Here is a 20488-nt window from a genome sequence, read left to right as displayed (position 1 = left end):
AGTTTACTATTGCAATAGACCACACAGAAGGAATATTAGACGGGCAAACTATTTATCTTGAGGATAAAAAAACAGGAGCAATACATAATTTAAACACTAGCGATTATAATTTTATTGCTGAAATAGGCACTTTTACAGATCGTTTTGTACTTCGTTACACCAACAAAACATTAGGAACCGGCGATTTTGAAAACATCGAAGACGGTATCTTAGTTTCGGTAAAAAACAAAACTATCAGTATAGTTTCATCAAAAGAAAACATAAAAGAAGTATCTATTTTTGATATTACAGGAAAAACACTTTACAACAAAACGAAAGTTTCGAATACCGAACTTCAGGTTCAAAACCTGCCATCGAGCAATCAGGTTTTACTGGTAAAAGTGACTTTAGAAAATGATTTTACAACGACTAGAAAAATAATATTTCAATAATATACAAACAATACATTTACTTCATAAAAAAATCCATTCGTTGCGGCGAATGGATTTTTTTTTAGAACTAGTTTTTATTAAAAACAAACTCAAAATTTTACTAAATATCACTAAAAGTGGGTATTGCAAAATATAGAAGTAATTTTTAAATTGCAGTTAAATCTTACAATTTAAAAATTTCTGTTTTGATTAAAAACTTACTTTTAGCAATAATTATTTCTGTCGTTTCTGTTGATTCAGAGTTGTACGCACAACAAGGAAAGGTGGATATTAATTTTAATTCGTTTGATGATGGATTAAATGGAGACGGTTTCGATAATCCAGTACGAACTTTATCGTTACAATCAGATAATAAACTTATTGTTGGCGGGGATTATTTAAATCTCAATGGTATTTCGGCTTCTTGTCTAAGTCGTTTGGAATCAGATGGTACTATCGATAATAGTTTTAGTATAGGAACGGGTTTTAAAGGCAAAGTCTATGATTCGTATATTCAAGATGATGGAAAAATAATTATTGCCGGAAGTTTTACTGTTTTCAACGGAAGTAATACAGGAAGGCTTATTCGTTTAAATGAAGATGGTTCTCATGACACAACACTTAATACATCAATAGGGGCAACCGATGGAATTATTTATAAAATTAGTCTTCAACCCGATGGTAAAATTATAATCGTTGGAAGTTTTACAAAATACAATAATACTGCAGTAAACAGGATTGCTCGTATTTTGCCCAATGGATCATTAGATACATCTTTCTTGACAGGTAAGGGTTCTGCCGTAAATATTACAAATGCTGAAGTTTTAGCAAATGGAAAGATAATATTGTCTGGAAATTTTACAGAGTTTAACGGATTTGCGACAAATAAAATTGTGAGGCTAAATCAGGATGGTAGCGTTGACGCTAGTTTTAATATCGGAACTGGTTTTAATAATGATGTCAACGCCATGTTGCAGCAACCAGATGGCAAGATTATTTTGGGTGGAAAATTTACAAGTTATAATGGCAATACGGCAAATAGAATTATTCGTATTAATGAAGATGGAACTCCTGATACTGATTTTTTGTCCGGAACAGGATTTTCAGCAGATGCTGTTCAAACAATCAAAATGGATAGTTTTGGTAATATTATGGTTGGCGGCTCTTTTAAAGGCTCTTATGACAATAAAGAGGTAAATAGAGTTGCGTTTTTAAATTCAAACGGTACGTTTAAAACAGATTTTGATATTGGTTCAGGACCAGGATCTGCATCTGTGTTCGCTTTTGCAAATACCTCCGACGGATCGTGGTATATAGGAGGTTCGTTTTCGGTGTTTGATGGCCAAAATCAAGGTAGATTAGCAAAAGTAAATTCAGATGGAGAACATGATACAGGATATTTGGCATCTGGAGTTGGTTTTGATAATACTGTTCAGAAAGTTTTGTCATTAGAGAACAAAAAAACGATGGTATTTGGAAGCTTTACCAAATTCAATGGCATTTTAGCGCCAAGAATAATTCGACTTTTAGAAAACGGTTTATCAGATAATAGTTTTAATTCAGGAAAAACAGGAGCCAATAATTTAATAAAAACAGCTGTCGTACAATATGATAATAAGATTGTTTTAGGAGGTAATTTTACAAAATATAATGAAAAGACTTGTAATCGTGTTGTTCGAATTTTACCTGATGGGGAAATTGATAATACATTTAATACAGGTTCAGGATTTAAAAGTCAAGTATATGCCTTGTGCATGCAAGAAAATAAAATAATTGTAGCAGGAAATTTTATCACCTATAATGATGCACCGGTGGGAAGAATAGTGAGGTTGCTGGAAGATGGCTCACGTGATCCGGGTTTTAATGCAGGGCTTGGCGCTGATGCTATAATTGAAGCAGTTTTAAATCAGCCCGACGGGAAGATTCTTGTTGCTGGAAGATTTAACACCTTTGGAGGTCAGTCATTTTCTCGTTTAGTTCGATTAAATTATGATGGTACTATTGATTCTTCTTTTCATGTTGGGGATGGTTTTGACAAATACGTATATGCAATAGCTTTACAATCTGATAATAAAATAATTATAGGAGGCTCTTTTGTTACCTATAATGGAGTTTCTCAAAAACGAATTTTAAGATTAAATACCAATGGTAGTTTAGATACTACTTTTGAATCCGGTACAGGTTTTAGTAATGCTGATGTTTTGAGTCTTTTAGTTCAGCCTGATGATCGTATTTTGGTTGGAGGGAATTTTTCGGGCACATATAAGGGTAACCCTTCTATACGATTAATTCGCTTATTAAAATCTGGAGATTATGATTCTTCTTTTCAGGCAACATTAAATGGTAAGGTTTACACAATGTGTTTTACATCAGATCAAAAACTAATGATTGGAGGAGATTTTAATTCGGTTTCAGGAGTTGTAAAACATAGAATTGCTCTTCTAAGACTCTGTTTAGAATCAACGATATGGAATGGAAGTTCTTGGTCAAATGGTTTTCCGTCAGGCGGAAAAGAACTCATATTTAAAGAAGATTATCCCAGTCTAACAACTGCGAATGTTTGTAGTTGTAGTATTGATAAAGAAAAAACAGTAACGCTTTTAAGTGAAAATACTTTAGGAATCATGTTCGATTATTCGGGGTTAGGCACTTTAATTTTAAATGATAGAGCCAGTTTATATCAGGATGATGATGAAATGGTCAATACAGGAATTGTTTATAGTAAAAGAAAATCATCACCCATTTTAAAATTCGATTTTACTTATTGGTCTTCTCCCGTTGATAGTGAGAAATTAATTGATGTTTCTCCAAATTCATCGTTAGATTATTTTTTTTCATATGACTATGTGTCAAAGAGCTGGAAATACGAAAACCCTCTAAGTAGTATTATGAGTTTAGGAAGAGGATATAGTATTATTGCACCTGACAACTTTTCGAATTTAATACCTGAAAAACTTGAAGTTACTTTTAAAGGAATTCCAAATAACGGAAAAATTAAGACGGATTTAGGTGTGGTAAACACGTATAATTTAATTGGAAATCCTTATCCTTCTGCTCTTGATGCAGATCTATTTTTAACCAAAAATGCATTCAATATAAAAGGAGCACTTTATTTCTGGACTCATAATACACCAATAACTAATAATAAATATAACGCAAATGACTATGCAGTATACAATCTATTGGGCGGAGTAGGAACAAGGGCTGTAGCTTTAGGATTAAATGAGACTATTCCGGATGGAACAATTGCTTCCGGCCAGGGTTTTTTTGTAAAGAGTAAAAACTCCGGTACTGTAGAATTTGATAATAGTATGAGAATTGCTGCAAGAAATTCTACTTTTTTCAAACCAGCTCAAAATAAAGAAACTAATAAAACTGCCGTTGAAAGGCATCGGATTTGGTTGAATTTTGAGAATAAAGGAGGGATCTTCAAACAGATACTATTAGGTTATATACAAGGAGCAACGAATTTTTATGATGAAAGTTTCGATGCCGAAACTTTTAACGGAAATGCTTATGCAGATTTTTATAGTGTAAACGATAATAAGAAACTTGTAATTCAAGGACGCGCGTTACCATTTATAGACACAGATACAATTCCCTTGGCATACCGCACTACAATTGCAGACGATTTTACAATTTCGATCGATCATGCGGATGGCGATTTAAGTAATCAGGATATTTATCTCGAAGATAAAATAACAGGCAAAATTCATGACTTAACAGCCAGTAATTACACTTTTACAACCGATGCGGGAACCTTTACAGATCGTTTTGTTTTAAGATATAATGATACTGACAAAACATTAGAAAGTGAAGATTTTGAGAACCTTGAAAACAGTATTTCAGTTTCAGTAAAAGACAAAACAATAAATATTGTATCATCAAAAGAAAATATAAAAGAAGTTACGGTTTTTGATATTACAGGAAAGGGGCTTTATAATAAAACGAAAGTTGTAAATACAGAACTTCAAATTCAAAACCTGCAATCGGGAAATCAGGTTTTGCTGGTAAAAGTGATTTTAGAAGATGAAAATATATTCAACAGAAAAATTGTGTTTTAGGTGTTATTTATATAGTTGAAAAATATTTATCCACTATTATATATTAGGTTTTTTGTGCAAAACAGTACTCATTGGGCTTGTTTAATGTTTTACTTTAAATAATTTACATTTATTTTTATTTTTGTAATTTTTATCTTGTAAAATTTAATTTTTTTATATTATATTAGCAGGTATAATACTGTTAATATAAAGTTAATAAAAATACAGAAATTATCTCGGTTAATGCAATCCATTTTATAATTTTTTTCATTTCTGCGATTCCCTGTTCATGATCGAAAACAAATAAATACCACCTCCATTAAAGAATATAGATATAAAATAACTGATCTATATGGCTGTGCCTTTATATTTCCTAAAATAATAAGTAAATAAAATTTAATTAAGATAGCTGTAGAAAGTAAATAATTATAAGCCTATAAAAAATGAAAAAACTAAAAAGAATAATTTTCCTATTGATCATAATTAATCCTTTGATGAATTTATATTCTCAAAATCAGGACGTGGCATATCCGCACGTAAGTGTTATGACACCAGAAGCTGCAGAATTTGCTAAATATGCAGATTCTCCGGTTTCTTATTATACTGGTACCCCAAATATCAGCATTCCGCTTCACGAAATAGACGTAGATGGTTTTAAACTGCCTATCAATCTTAATTATCATGCCTCAGGAATAAGGGTAGATCAGGAAGCCACATGGGTAGGTTTGGGCTGGTCACTTGATGTGGGAAGCAGGATATCCAGAGCTATAAAAGGTAGTGATGATTTTATGAAGGGCAAATTTGATGTGAATTCTCCTTGGTCTGAAAAGGGATATTATTATGCTCCTGATATTTCAGTAAATTCAGAGAACCAATATCGTCTAGATGGAGTAGATTCATGTCCTGCTTTCGTGGGACTTGAATATCATCAAATATACGATCAGGAACCAGATATTTTTTACTATAACTTGCCAGGTATGAGTGGTAAATTTATACTGGACAAATCCAGAGGGGCAGTGTTATTTGATAAATCACATAATTTGAAAATTCAAATAATTGATATACCGGGTTCTTTAGATGTTAGCTTTAAAATAACTGATAAGGAAGGAAATCAGTATTTTTATAATCAATCAGAAATTACTGAAAATTATTTAGATAATACTCCGCTAAATAGAAATTCAAATGCCAGCAATGCTAAATATGATGATACTGTATACGATTATATCAGCTGGGATTTTATCCGAGCAGGAGATTGTGGGTCTGAAGATGACTATCAGCCGCGTCCGCAAAGTCCTGACCCTTTGAAAACAAGTTGGTGTTTAAGTAAAATAATTACAAACACCAACAAGGAGATAAACTTCACTTATGATTCAGAGATGCAATACTTGCCAACTCAGGAATCCAGTGAAAAATATCGCTTTAATGAAAAAAGCTGGTCGTATTATTACAGATCAAAAATTGTTAATAGAGCTTTGAGGTTAAAATCAATACAGTGGGATTTTGGACACATTGATTTTATTTGTTATGATAGATTTGATATAAAAGGCAGTAGTAAAAAACTTGATATACTCTCAATTTATAATAACTTAAACACCGTAATAAAATCATATAAATTTGATTACAGCTATTTTAATAATGATTATTCGGGAAATAAATATGAACACGTTTTTAAAAGGCTGAAATTAAATAAGGTAACAGAGTACTCAGGAATAACACCTTTAAACGACGGACACAAATTTGATTATTTTGAAGGCAGTTTCCCTGCTAAGAACTCAAAAAATGTTGACTATTGGGGTTTTCAAAACGGAAAAAATTATGGCGAAGATTATGTAATAGGATTGAAATTTTCTAATATAAGTTATTCCGGTGTAAAGAAAGATGCCAATTTTGATAAGGCAATTATTGGAACATTAAAAAAAATCACTTATCCAACAGGAGGAACAGAAGAATACAAATATGAACCTCATTTAACTACTAGTGGTTATTTTGAAGGTGCAACATATGAACCATTAACAATCTTTAATAGTACTATTAAAGATATACCTGTTTATAATTTTTTCAGTATAAATCCTTACCCGGAGGTTTATCCGTCTTCTTATGTTCACACGTTTCAAATTAAGACACCTACAACATTAAAAATGACTTGTAGTATGGAAAGTTCGACTGGTCAGATAGATCCATATTATGATTATAATATTACTAACAATCCTTTAGGAAGACTAAGAAAAATAAGCCCATCTGCAACTACTCTTTATACTTATAGTTGCCCCCGCGTCTATGATTCAGGTCCTTATGCCGAAGGCAGTGAAATCAAACTTCTCGACAAAGAGATCAGTTTAAGTATAGGTACTTACGAATTTATAGCCTACACTCCACCAAGAAATGTACAGGCCTATTGGAGGTTATTTTATCGGGAAGATTACAACCCTATGGCAAATTATCAGATGGGAGGAATACGAATAAATGAAATCATAACAGATGCAAAACGACGAAGATTTAGATATGATGGGTTTGAAATGCTTACTCAACCTATGCTGTACTATTTTGGAAAACGCATAGGAATTCCAAATTATATTGGGAGTTGTACTGTTCAAGTATCAGAATCTAAGACCCCGTTGTCTTCATTTAATAATGGATATTCCTTTGGGTATCATTCGGTAGAAGAATATTCCTGGGATGAGGAGGATGATACTTCTACTATAAAATATAATTTTTATAACGAACCTGAATCGGAAAAATTTGGAGAGTTCTTTCCAGATTCACCTTCGTTTTTAATTTATAGAAACGGATTAATTAAATCTATTGAAAAATTTAAAATGTATGCAGGACAGCTACGTACTCTTGTAGAAAAGGATGAATTCGATTATACCTCTACTTATAGTAATACTATTAAAGCAATACGAGATATAAGCCATAAAAAAATTGATTCGGATATTTTAGGATATTATTATAAAGTCGAGTGGCCTCTAAAAACCAAGCTTACTAATACACTCCAAACAGATGATGGAAAAAGTATAGTAACGGAAACTAACTATACATACAATACAAAGGATTTAATACAATCGACTACATACAATGTTGACAATACTCAGATTATTGAAAAAGTAAAATACCCTTTTGATTTTTCTGATAGTGTAAACTCCGCTTTGACAGCCAAAAATATTATTGGAACGCCTGTAGAAAGTATCACTTTAAAAAATAATATAGTAACACAAGCAACAAAAACGGAGTACTTTAACAATTTTGGATTATATCTGCCTAAAACAATTTATAAAACAGAATCTGATATTACTGTTTCAGAAGCTAATTATGCATCATATTATAAACCCGTCATGAGTTTTGACCATTATAATAATAAGGGGAAATTATTGCAATTTAAAAATGTAAATGGTCCGTCTACTTATTATGTATGGGGTTATAATGATCAGTATCCAATTGCAAAACTAGAGAATTTCTCTGCAATTGATGCGACAGGCATACAAAGCATTATTACAGAGGCGGTAAATGCATCAAATAAAGATGCTTCACCAGCATTAGAAAATACATTACGGATAGCTTTAGCCAATTTACGTGATGCTGCACCCAATGCTATGGTAACTACTTATACCTATGATCCGTTAATAGGGGTAACAAGTATAACAGATCCAAAAGGTTATACGATGTATTATCAGTATGATGGGTTTAACAGATTAAAAGAAGTCATCGATGCTGATGGGAATATTGCCGGAAAAAACGAATACAATTATAAACAATAATAGAGGGACTTATGAGAAGGTTACTTTGTATTTTAACGATTCTGTTAGTGTCGCCATGGGCTTTGGCACAAACAACTACAAGAAATTTCATCAAATCGACAACCTTTCAGGTAAGAACGACTACCGGGAACGTGGCAACTGATGAAAAAATAGAAACCATAAATTATTTTGATGGTTTAGGACGTCCTTTACAACGTATTGATAAACAGGCAGGAGGTAATAAGCAAGACATTATAACTCCTTTTGCATACGATTATTTTGGAAGACAGGTTAAGGATTTTTTACCATATGCCAGAACAGCTAGTAGTTTAAATTTTGATTCTGATTTGATGGATCTTTATGGATATAGTAATGAACTTAGCGTTTTCTATACATCTAAATATCCTGACGATTTTCAAGTACTATATCCTGAAGATGCAAATTCGTTTTCTGAGAAATATTTTGAAGCATCTCCTCTTAACAGGATTAGAAAACAGGCTGCTCCAGGGGTTGCCTGGAAACTGAGTAAATTTTATGATAACGACCACACCATTAAATTTGAATATTATGCAAATGATGCAAATGATAATGTAAAGCTATTTAAAATTTATTTTACTAATGAAAATAAGGAAGCTCCTTATTTAGAACAACAGGGTATTTATACTAATTTGCAGTTATATAAAACCATTACCAAAAACGAAAACTGGACCTCAGGAAAAAATAATACAACAGAGGAGTTTAAGGATAAAGAAGGGCATGTGATATTAAAAAGATTCTACTCGGATTATAAAGATTCTAATGGGCAGCTTATTTCCAGTCAGACACCACATGATACATATTATGTATATGACAGATATGGAAACCTGACGTTTGTAATTCCGCCAAAGGCTGCAGACCTAATTGGCAACACGTCAGGAATACCATCAGACCCAACATCAACAGCTGTATTAACCGCAAATAGTGGTCCTTTAAATATTAAAGCTACTAATTCTATCCAATTATTACCTGGTTTTCATGCCATGGCCGGAAGTACTTTTAGCGCTGTAGTTGTAAACGGAGACCAAGCCATTTTGGATAATTTATGCTACCAATACAAATATGATAGCCGTAATCGTTTGGTTGAGAAAAAAATACCAGGAAAAGATTGGGAATATATCATTTATGATAAACTAGACAGACCCGTATTAACACAGGATGCTAACTTAAGAGCTCAAAACAAATGGATATTTACCAAATATGACATTTTTAGCAGACCTGTTTATACCGGAGAATATGTAAACTCAGGACAAGTTACACGTACAGGTATACAAAATTTGGCAAATACAAATAATGTTTTGTTCGAGAACAGACTTAGCTCTCCTATAGCCATTAATGGTACCAGCAGCAGTTATTCTAATCAGGCTTTCCCGGATAGCGGAATTGATTTGCTAACCATAAATTATTATGATAACTATAATAATATAGATTTAGATGGAGGAATAGCTGTTGCCACTTATAATGTGACACCTATTACGAATGCAAAGGGATTAAGTACATGTTCTAAAGTACGTACTTTAGGTACTTCGTTATGGACAACAAGCGTTATTTATTATGATACAAAAGGAAGGGCTGTTTATACGTACAGTAAAAATAATTTTTTGAACACGATAAATACTACTAAAAATTATCTCGATTTTGCAGGTAAATTGCTTACAGCTACAACGACACATCAAAAAACGGGAGCTCCAAATATTACAATATCAGATGTTTTTACCTATGATCATATGGGTAGGATGTTAGGCCAAAAGCAAACCATAAATAATCAGCCTCAGGAAATCATTGTGGCTAATACTTATGATAATTTAGGACAGTTGGTAACAAAAACGGTGGGTGGCGTCCAGACTGTTAACTATAAATACAATGTTCGCGGATGGCTTAAAGATATTAATGATGTAAACAATATGGGGAATTCTTTGTTTGCGTTTAAGGTAAATTACGATAAACCAACTACGGGAACATCGTTGTTTAACGGAAATATAAGTCAGACTCTCTGGAAAACAGCTCATACTGATGCTAGTTTAAGAAGTTATGTGTATGAATATGATGACTTAAATCGCTTAACGGCTGCTAAAGATAATTTAGACCGTTATAACGAAAACCCAACTTACGACAAAAATGGCAATATCATGACGATGTTTAGAAATGGTAATACAATTCTAAATACGTCTAATTATGGTATAATAGACAATTTGGTTTATTCTTATGATGCTGGAAATAAATTATTAAAAGTCGAAGATAATGCTAATAATGCACAAGGATTTAATAACGGAAACAGTGGTACTAATATCGACTACAGTTATGATGCTAATGGTAATATGATAACCGATGCCAATAAAGGGGTTACTGCAATTTCGTATAACTATTTAAATCTTCCGGTTCAGATTACCATGCAGTACGGAAACATCAATTATACTTACGATGCTGCCGGAGTAAAACAAAGAAAAGTGGTTAAGGGTATCACTACAGATTATGCAGCCGGATTTCAATATGAAAATAATGTCATGCAGTTTTTTTCACAACCAGAAGGATATGTGCGTAATAATTCAGGAGTTTATGAGTATATTTATCAATACAAAGATCATTTAGGAAATGTACGTTTAAGTTATAATAAAAACTTAAACATCATCGAAGAGAATAATTATTATCCTTTTGGGTTAGAGCAAAAATCTCATCCAAATATTATAAGCACATTAGGAAACGCTATTGCGCAAAAATATAAATACAATGGGAAAGAGTTGCAGGACGAGCTGGGACTTAACTTTTATGACTATGGAGCAAGAAATTATGACCCTGCACTTAGCAGATTTATGAATTTAGATCCTATGACTGAGAAACGTATTTGGTTATCTCCTTACAACTATGTACAAAATAATCCAATTCTAAAAATTGACCCAGACGGAATGTTAGATGGCGATTATTTTGATTCAGAAGGAAATTATATGGGATCAGACGATGTAAATGATAAAAAAATATACATTGTAAATAATCCCACTTCACCATTAGAAATGAAAAAAAATTCGTTTAACTCTCCTGCTAATTTTTATAATAAAGACGGAACAGTTAATAGAAAGGTCGGATTAAAAAGTTCAACAGAGATTACTGAAATTAATTCTTTAGAAGATAAAGGAAATTTTGCGGAAGGAGTTCTTAATTATTATTATGAGCAAGCAGGATACAATTTGAAAGAATTAAAAGCAAATGGAATAACAGATGATTTTGAAAGCGGACTGGCATTAACGCGTTATGGTGGAGTATCCCCAAATTCTAGTGACTTGAAAAAAGGAGAGATAGATATTAGTGTTACCTATGGGCATCTTGGAATAGCTTTGCAAAATGGTCATGATATAATAAATCTTTTTTCACACGAAAGAGGGCAGCATGTGGAAGATTATAAAAAGTTAGGAAAGGGAATTTATGATACCCGTTATGAATACAATGCGTATATGCATCAATTTCAGGATAAGTCTTGGAAAGCTACTTCTCCAATTTATAAAGAATATATACAATCGGTGGCGGGTAAATATATACATCATTCAGAAACAACTAAATATTTTAAAAAATGAAAAAAACTTTGATACTAATTGCATTAATTGTTTTCTCTTGCAAATATTATAAATCAGATGATAATTTTTGTTTAAAAAAGATTGCATATGTAAATCAACGATTGAAATTAATTCATTCAATTATAGAAATTCAAATTGAAGATTCTAATGGTATCTTAGAAAAAAAATTAATGTCTGGTAAATTGAAAAATGTGATTTTGTATTCTGTTAAAGAAAGTGATAGAAAATACTATTACTTAACACCTTTTGGTACGGGTAAACAATTTAAAATTCAAAATAATTTAATAATTATACCATTAATAACAACATTATTTGAAGATGATTTGGGAAACAAATTGTCTGATGCCGAAATTCAGGAAAAAATTAAAGGCGACGTAGGGTTAACATTTGATAAAGATACTATTATAATTAAAGGGTGCCTTTCTCCCCTCGCTTCGCAAAGTGTAGCTGCTGTGCAAACGTCTGTGACTTTGCACCTGCAACAATAAGACATAGAGAAACTAAAACAAGAAAGCCTCGCTGGATGAAAATTGACCCATTGGCTGAAAAATCAAGACGGTTTTCTCCATATACTTATACTCTTAGTAATCCTGTTTATTTTATTGACCCAGATGGGATGGAAGCTATGTCTCCAATTTACAATAGTAATGGCGACTTTCTTGGAACAGATGACCAAGGATTGCAGGGCAAAGCAATTGTTATGGAAAATAAATACTTTACTCAAAATATGAATCATAGAGATGCAATGAAAAAACAGATTATATTAAATTTTATAACCATTATACTGATTTATCAAATCGACCTGATTATGATGGTGTAGTCCAAGATTGGGAAGCTAGACAATGGTGGAACAATGGAACTGGAAAACCCTTATATATTGATGTAGCTCAATTAGATTTGACTCCTTTGACTCCTTTGACTCCCGCATCTTTTACTGATACAATCGTCGACTACAATATAATTTTTTCCTCATGCTGGCACGAGCATCTTGCTCGTGAACGCAAAGAGAGTAATTCTTACTGAGAAAAATAGATGAAGACAATATATAAAACGTTATTACCCGCTTGATTTTACTATTCGTGGATTAGACAGGTCAGGAGATAATATTGGCAGGAAGGGAAGCGCTTCACATTTTAAATCAAGTGATCTTGTAACTCTAGGAAATGTTAGATCTTTAAGTGACAAATCATTAAGCGTGGTTAAAATCTTGGAGCAAATAGGATATATTTAGTAACACTTAAAAGACTAGTTTAATTTTAAAAATATTTATTTTGAAAAAACAATTAATAATCATATTATCATTAGGAATATTTCTAATCCTTATTCTGTTTTTAGTATTTAGAAATTCATTTTTTAATGAAACTCCAACTATCAAATACTCTAAATTAAATAAACAAAAAACAATAGTACAAGGAGAATGGATAAGTAACTTAGATTCTTTATCAGGAATTAGTATTAGAGAGAATAAAATAGCTTTTTTTAAAAATATGGAGTTTACCTCTGACGATATTTACGAATATCAGATTATTGATTCCATACATCAAAGTAATGGAAGAGATATAAAAGTTGGAGAGTTTTTAATGATGAAAGACTTTAAAGACACAATATGTTATCAGATTATGAATAGAAATGATAGTAGTTTTACGTTAAAAACAGATAAAAATAAATCAGAAATTTTTAAGCATAAGGCATTTAAAAAATAATATGTCAGGTCTCCGAAGTGTTGCTATAAGGTACTGGCGAATGTCTCTGACTTTTCCACTCCCGCGCGAATCATTTCGTGTGGCACAAAGAGTATTGATAAAGAATATAAAAAGAAAACCACTCGAGAATGAGTGGTTTATTTGTGTTTTATAGAGTTAATACGTTAGAAAGTCCCAACTGGCAGAAGAGTCTCGCTTGTGAAAGAAAGGAGAATCGCTAATTAAGCAAGAAACCTCGGTCAAAATAGATGAGCTTTTTGCTTCGAAAAAATAAAATTTCCAGATCAGATCTTGCATTTTTTGAAAGAATGATCATTTTAATTTAAGAAGTTGTAGTATTTACTCCAGCTGCTTTTTTGCTTCAATTTTTTACGCGCTCTTTCTCAGGTTTTCATGAGTATTTGTAATTGCTTTTTCATTCTTATAATCAATCCATTTTTGGCCTTTAAATTTCCGCATCAAAATATCAAAATGACGCATGATAAAAACGTTGTAAACGGCTTTTGATAAATTGGTAATGTTTTTAGGAAAAGCACGTAAACTCATAGAGAAACCTGGAGTTAAATATTTCATATAATGCCAGTAACCTTCGGGCATATACAAAACTTCGCCATGTTTGAGATTGGTGATATAGCCTTCGGCATTTTTTAGGGCGGGGAATTTTTCATAATCGGGATTGTCAAAATCAATGTCTTCTCTCGAAATTAAAGCATGCGGAACTTTGTACATATACTTCGACTGATCAGGAGCAAAAATCATACATTGTTTTTCGCCATGAAAATGAAAATGCAGAATATTCGAATAATCAATATCATAATGCATGAATACTTTCGAGTTTTCTCCGCCAAAAAACAACATCGGCATTTGCTTGACTAATCTTAAACCAATATCCGGCCATAAAAAGTCATCCTTTAATGTTGGTACTTCCTTCATTAAATTATAAAGAAAGATGCGGTAATTGGTAGGCTTGGATTCTAATAAATTGATATAATCGCTCATTTTCATTTTAGTATGCGCTTCATTAAAGCCATCTTCATGATTTACGGGTCTATTATCGTACAAAGGAACGACAGTATCACCGGCGATTTCTTTGATATAGTGTAGTTTCCATTTATGATAAGCCGGCCAATCTTCGGTCAGCTCTTCAATAACAACTGGAATTTGTTTTTTTACATATTGGGAAATAAAATCAGATTTTGAGATCTTTTTTACCCTTTCGATTTGTGTTAACTTCATCTCTTTAAATAAAAAAATTGCTTATAGCTCTCTGCTACAAGCAATTTAAAAATATTTCTTGAAACTTATTAACTCTTTTAATTAATTTTTTGATTTGATCGAAGCCTCAAGGTTTCTTTCAATCGTATGTCCTGGTCTAGACCATTTAGGTTTTTCGCCTAATGGAGCGAACTGAGAGTCAGCTGCTTCAACGGTTTGTGGCTGCGAAACTTTAACAAATGGTTTTTGCGGAATCAAGCCTAACAAGTCAAACATTTTCATGTCTTCCTGAACATCAGGATTTGGTGTTGTAAGCAACTTATCTCCGGCAAAAATAGAATTTGCACCAGCAAAAAAGCACATTGCCTGTCCTTCACGGCTCATATTGGTTCTTCCTGCAGAAAGACGTACCTGAGTATCCGGCATTACAATTCTGGTTGTGGCAACCATACGAATCATTTCCCAAATTTCAACTGGTTTTTCTTCTTCCATCGGAGTTCCTTCAACTGCAACTAATGCATTAATTGGTACAGATTCCGGTTGTGGATTTAAAGTCGAAAGAGCTACAAGCATTCCGGCTCTGTCTTCGATGCTTTCTCCCATACCAATAATTCCTCCGCTACAAACCGTAACATTGGTTTTACGAACATTTTCTATTGTTTGCAAACGATCTTCGAAGCCACGGGTCGAAATAACATCTTTATAATATTCTTCAGAAGTATCTAAGTTGTGATTATAAGCATATAAACCAGCTTCTGCCAAACGTTGTGCCTGATTTTCGGTAATCATACCCAGAGTGCAGCAAACCTCCATGTCTAGTTTATTTATGGTACGAACCATTTCTAAAACCTGATCAAACTCTTCGCCATCTTTTACATTTCTCCAAGCAGCTCCCATACAAACTCGGGACGATCCGCTGGATTTGGCACGCAAAGCCTGCGCTTTTACCTGACTTACACTCATTAAATCATTTCCTTCGACACCCGTGTTGTAACGTGCAGCTTGCGGACAATAGCCGCAATCTTCAGGACAGCCGCCTGTTTTGATCGAAAGTAAAGTAGAAACCTGAACCACGTTTGGATCGTGTTTTTGCCTGTGTATTGTGGCTGCTTCATACAGCAGGTCCATCATCGGTTTATTATATATGGCGATTATCTCGTCTTTTGTCCAGTTGTGTTTGGTAACGTTCATAGGTTATTGTTTTTTTGGAACTTCAAATGTAATTAAATTGTTCTAATCAAGAATGTAGATTGCCTGAAATGAATATTCTGCATGAAATTTCAAAAAAGAAGCATTCTAAAATCATATTTTTTTGTAATTATATGATTTTAGAATGCTTAAATGATTGTTTTATTTTGAAATATTAATCGGCTACATATTTATTGTTCCAATACAGCATCATCATTAAAGTGACAATTACCGACGACGCGACTCCTTCAAATAATAAACAAATACAGTAAGTTGGTACCGAAGGGTTTCCTCCAAACATAAAAGCTTCAGATAGCGTTTTTACATAGGCATCTCCGCCTCGTGCATAACTATAAACCAGTAATCCGAAAACGCTCATCGCCACACCAACCACAGAAGTTGCCATAGCAGAAACGGCATTCGATACAAAATTGGTTTCTCCTTCCTGCAGATTCATCTTCATTGTTTTATTTACTCCGTAGAATATAAAAAATACATTCAGGGTACGTAAGTAGAATAAATGTGCTAAACCTAATACGTTCATCAATAAAAAATAGATTCCTATACCTAGGAAAATCAGGAAACCGTTGGTTATTTCTTTAGGTAATTTCATAGTAGTTATTTTTAAAGAAGTTAATGGTAAATATTTGATAAACAGAGTTCTATATCAAATTTACTAAAAAAATAACTACGATGATTTAAAAATGGCGAAAAGTATAATCAGGTACTTTTTTAAAGGTGGCTTACAAAAGCCAAAGCATCTTTTTTATCCTGATTTAATTGGGCTTTAAGTAAATCTAATGAGCCAAATTTTTGTTCTTCGCGAAGATATTGTAGTAACGAAACTTCGATTTTTTGACCATAAATATCAGCATCAAAGTCGAATAAGTTGACTTCGATAGTTTGATTTTGCCCATTTACAGTTGGGTTGTAACCAATATTCATCATCCCAAAAACTTCTTTTTCATTTATTAAAGCTTTCACTATATAAACACCAATTTTTGGAATTAGCTTGTATTCTTCTTCAATTTTGATGTTGGCAGTAGGGAAACCAATTGTTCTTCCTAATTGTTTTCCTTTTACCACTTCACCGGTTAAAAAATAAGAATATCCCAAATAGTCATTGGCCAAATCCATATTTCCTTCGTTTAAAGCTTTTCTAATTTTGGTTGAACTTACAGATACATCCTGAATTTCCTGAGCCGAAATTTGTTCGACTTCGAAACCGTATTCAGCCCCAAAAGCAATTAGATCATCAATATTGGCGGTTCTGTTTCTTCCAAAACGGTGATCGTGACCAATAATTATTTTCTGAATATGAAATTGATCTACCAAAATAGAATGTACAAACTCTTCGGCAGTTAATCTTGAGAAACTTTCGTTAAACGGATGAATAACAAGATTTTCGATTCCGGTTGCTTCCAGCAGTTTTGTTTTTTCAGCAATAGTATTCAAAAGTTTTATTTCTGATTTTTCCTGCAAAACCATTCTTGGATGCGGGAAAAAAGTAAGCACTAAACTTTCGTATTTTCCGTTTTCAGTATTTTGAGTAATTCGTTCAAGAATTTTTTTATGACCAATATGTACGCCGTCAAAGGTGCCAAGAGTTAAAATTGTTTTCTTGGTTGACTGAAAATCGTTTATAGAATGAAAGAGCTTCAAAACAAATAATTTAAGATGGTGCAAATTTATACTATCTATTTTAAATTTTATACTAAGCCCAATTGATTTTTAATGAGAATCGGGCTATTTTATATAAAATATAACAACTTGTCGACTAAAAAGCATTAATTGTCGCAGATATGTAAGAGTTTAATTTAATTCACTTAATTTTGATTCGTCAATTATCATTCTGGGTATGAAAAAAAATCTACTTTTTTTATTTTTTATTTTTTGTTGTGCAAATATCTATGCTCAAAGTGATAATTTGTGGCAAAAAGTAAGTTCAGTTTCTGTGAGCAAAAGGATAAATTCGTCTAATTCAGAAAGACTCTACTATAAACTTAATACTGATTTTTTAAAATCGAAACTTTCCGGTACAACAACCCAATCATCAAAAAAGAATACAATACAAATTACAATTCCAAATTCTAATGGTGTTCTGGAAAGATTTACAGTGTGGGAATCTTCTAATTTTGAACCGGAACTACAAGCAAAATATCCGGAGATAAGAGCGTATGAAGGAATTGGTGTAGACGATAAATCGGCTAAGATTCATTTTAGTGTTGCACCTATTGGTATTCAGACTATGGTATTTCGTTCTGAGAAACCTTCTGAATATATTGAACAAAATCCCGAAGACAAGTCAGGATATGTTTTATTTACTAAAAACGATATGGCATCTACGGCACGATTAGAGTGTAAAACGACAAATGAAATTCCGAATCTAAATACTTCATCAAAAACAGCTAAGTCAGCTGCAAATAATAAAGTTTTCAAAACGTTGCGTTTAGCTATTTCCTGTACGGGAGAATATACCGCTTATTTTGGCGGAACGGTAGACGGTGCATTAGCAGGAATGAATGCTACGATGACAAGAGTAAACGGAGTTTTTAATAGAGATCTAGCTGTAAAATTGGTTTTAATTGCCAATACAAATGCAGTTATTTATACCAATGCCGCAACAGATCCATACTCTGATGCTTCCAAAGGAACATCCGAAGATAAATCAGATGGTAATGATTATTGGAGTAAAGAACTTCAAAGTACATTAACAACCGTTATTGGCGATGCAAATTATGATATAGGACATTTGTTTGGTGCATCCGGAGGTGGTGGTAATGCAGCTTGTATAGGTTGCGTTTGCAATAGTCCAACACCATCAAATGTTATTGGTAAAGGAAGCGGATATACCTCGCCATCTAACAATAAACCTCAGGGAGATACTTTTGATATTGATTTTGTTGCACACGAAATGGGACATCAATTGGGAGCCAATCATACTTTTTCTTTTGATGGTACCGAAAGAACAGGCATGAATGTAGAACCAGGAAGCGGATCTACCATTATGGGTTATGCAGGAATAACAAATTATGATGTTCAGGATAATTCAGATGATTATTTTGCCTATACCAGTATTTGGCAAATTCAGAGCAATCTTGCTGCAAAAAGCTGTCCGGTAAATACGGCAATAGCAAATAATCCGCCCGCAATTATTGCCGGCTTAGATTATACAATTCCAATAAGTACACCATTTATTTTAACGGGCTCAGGGTCTAATAGTGCTGCCGTAACTTATACCTGGGAACAATTTGATAGTGCGATATCATCATCAACGGCCAATAGTAATAGTGTTGCTTATCCCACAAAACCTGACGGGCCATTGTTTAGATCTATAATTCCGTCTACTTCTCCGGTACGTTATATGCCGGCTTTAAGCACTGTTCTTGGAAATAAATTAACCACAACCTGGGAGTCGGTTTCGTCTATTGCAAGAACGTTGCATTTTACTCTAACAGCAAGAGATAATGGAGCTGAGGGACTGGCGCAAACGAATAGTGATGAAATGGTAGTGAATGTGGCTGGTAATGCTGGTCCTTTTGCAGTAACCTCACAAAATACCAATGATGTAAGCTGGCAAATAGGATCATTTCAAACCGTAACCTGGAGCGTAAACAATACCAATACTTTGCAAGGCTCTTCAAATGTAAATATAAAATTATCTACAGATGGCGGATTGACATTTCCGATTGTTTTGGCTTCAAATACACCAAACGATGGTTCTCAATCTGTTCAGATTCCAACAAGTGTAGAAGCTTCAACAAATTGCAGAGTTTTGATTGAACCAACAGCTAATATTTATTATGCCATAAATAGCCAGCCGTTTGCAGTAGGTTACACCTCTACGACAACTTGTGATTCTTATAGCTTCGGAAACGCTTTTGATATTCCTTTTGCATCTACTTTTACAACCAAAACGGTAAATGTACCTGCTTCGACAGGAACAGTTTCTGACGTAAATGTGATGGTAAATTTTACACATGAAAGAATTTCTGATGTCGAAATTCAAATCGTAAGCCCAAAAGGAACAATAGTTAATTTATATAATAATAAAAGCTGTGGCGGAATCCAGTCTACTTTAGCCTTGCAGTTTGATGATGCCGGAGTTCCTTTAGATTGTTCTAAAATCACCAGCCAAATTGTTATTCCGGTAGATTTGTTAAGTGTCTTTACTGGGCAGGATCCTAAAGGAACCTGGACTTTAAGAGTTCGTGACGCCGTTACAGGCAGATTTGGGAAAATAAACTCGGCTTCGGTAAATATTTGCAATCAAACTTTTAGTTTAGGGCAGCCTAGTGAGGTAAAAGTAGAATTTGCAATACATCCAAATCCAACCAGAGGAAATCTTACCATTCAGCTCGAAAGTGATTCTTTGCAGAGAATTGAGGTTTTTGTACACGATATGGCAGGCCAAAAAGTCTATTATAATTCTTTTGATAAAGCACATCATTTTAATCAGAACATTGATTTAACAAATCTGTCTGCAGGAATGTATTTTGTGACCGTTATTGATGGAGATGACAGAACTGTAAAGAAGTTGATTGTTTATTAAACTTTTAAAATTCCAAAAAATAAATTCCAATAGCTATAAAA

12 protein-coding genes are annotated in these 20488 nt (G+C 33.1%); 8 read left to right on the top strand and 4 right to left on the bottom strand.

What is annotated here, in order from left to right:
* The 7 genes from ACIDC4_RS02825 to ACIDC4_RS02795 all read left to right on the top strand — a co-directional run.
* Window positions 1-431 (top strand): T9SS sorting signal type C domain-containing protein (locus ACIDC4_RS02825; protein WP_488381125.1); only part of this gene is annotated, 431 nt, incomplete at its 5' end.
* Window positions 432-616: 185 nt separating this feature from the next.
* Window positions 617-4474, top strand: coding sequence for a T9SS sorting signal type C domain-containing protein (locus ACIDC4_RS02820; protein WP_412044385.1), 3858 nt, complete (start codon window positions 617-619; stop codon window positions 4472-4474).
* Between the two features lie 422 nt (window positions 4475-4896).
* Complete coding sequence (locus ACIDC4_RS02815) at window positions 4897-8208, top strand: RHS repeat domain-containing protein (RefSeq protein WP_412044384.1); 3312 nt, start codon at window positions 4897-4899, stop codon at window positions 8206-8208.
* Between the two features lie 11 nt (window positions 8209-8219).
* Window positions 8220-11789, top strand: coding sequence for a DUF6443 domain-containing protein (locus ACIDC4_RS02810; RefSeq protein ID WP_412044383.1), 3570 nt, complete (start codon window positions 8220-8222; stop codon window positions 11787-11789).
* A complete protein-coding gene (locus ACIDC4_RS02805; protein ID WP_412044382.1) occupies window positions 11786-12277 on the top strand; it encodes a hypothetical protein in 492 nt (163 codons plus the stop codon). The genes ACIDC4_RS02810 and ACIDC4_RS02805 overlap by 4 nt, the downstream gene beginning before the upstream one ends.
* Window positions 12278-12312: 35 nt before the next feature.
* Window positions 12313-12609 (top strand): hypothetical protein, encoded by a 297-nt coding sequence (locus ACIDC4_RS02800; RefSeq protein WP_412044381.1) that lies wholly within the window; start codon window positions 12313-12315, stop codon window positions 12607-12609.
* 451 nt (window positions 12610-13060) lie between these two features.
* The gene (locus ACIDC4_RS02795) at window positions 13061-13492 is read left to right on the top strand and encodes a hypothetical protein (protein ID WP_412044380.1); all 432 of its coding nucleotides are present in this window, start codon (window positions 13061-13063) and stop codon (window positions 13490-13492) included.
* A gap of 369 nt (window positions 13493-13861) precedes the next feature.
* On the opposite strand, the gene ACIDC4_RS02790 is transcribed toward ACIDC4_RS02795, so the two are convergent.
* From ACIDC4_RS02790 to ACIDC4_RS02775, 4 genes are all read right to left on the bottom strand, one after another.
* Window positions 13862-14728: a cupin-like domain-containing protein gene (locus ACIDC4_RS02790; protein ID WP_412044379.1), complete on the bottom strand. Its 867-nt coding sequence runs from the start codon at window positions 14726-14728 to the stop codon at window positions 13862-13864.
* A gap of 81 nt (window positions 14729-14809) precedes the next feature.
* Complete coding sequence (bioB, locus tag ACIDC4_RS02785) at window positions 14810-15898, bottom strand: biotin synthase BioB (RefSeq protein ID WP_065448788.1); 1089 nt, start codon at window positions 15896-15898, stop codon at window positions 14810-14812.
* Between the two features lie 172 nt (window positions 15899-16070).
* On the bottom strand, window positions 16071-16508 hold the full coding sequence (locus tag ACIDC4_RS02780; protein ID WP_230033726.1) for a hypothetical protein: 438 nt from the start codon (window positions 16506-16508) through the stop codon (window positions 16071-16073).
* 119 nt (window positions 16509-16627) lie between these two features.
* Window positions 16628-17557, bottom strand: a complete 930-nt coding sequence (locus tag ACIDC4_RS02775) for a bifunctional riboflavin kinase/FAD synthetase (RefSeq protein ID WP_412044378.1) — start codon at window positions 17555-17557, stop codon at window positions 16628-16630.
* A gap of 196 nt (window positions 17558-17753) precedes the next feature.
* Here ACIDC4_RS02775 and ACIDC4_RS02770 point away from each other — a divergent pair, with 196 nt between their 5' ends.
* Window positions 17754-20447: a zinc-dependent metalloprotease gene (locus tag ACIDC4_RS02770; RefSeq protein WP_412044377.1), complete on the top strand. Its 2694-nt coding sequence runs from the start codon at window positions 17754-17756 to the stop codon at window positions 20445-20447.
* Window positions 20448-20488 lie beyond the last annotated feature (41 nt).

The organism is Flavobacterium sp. C3NV, from assembly GCF_046825355.2.
GTDB lineage: Bacteria > Bacteroidota > Bacteroidia > Flavobacteriales > Flavobacteriaceae > Flavobacterium.
Note: the sequence above shows the minus strand (reverse complement) of the source record. Positions and strands in the feature narration are given on the sequence as shown.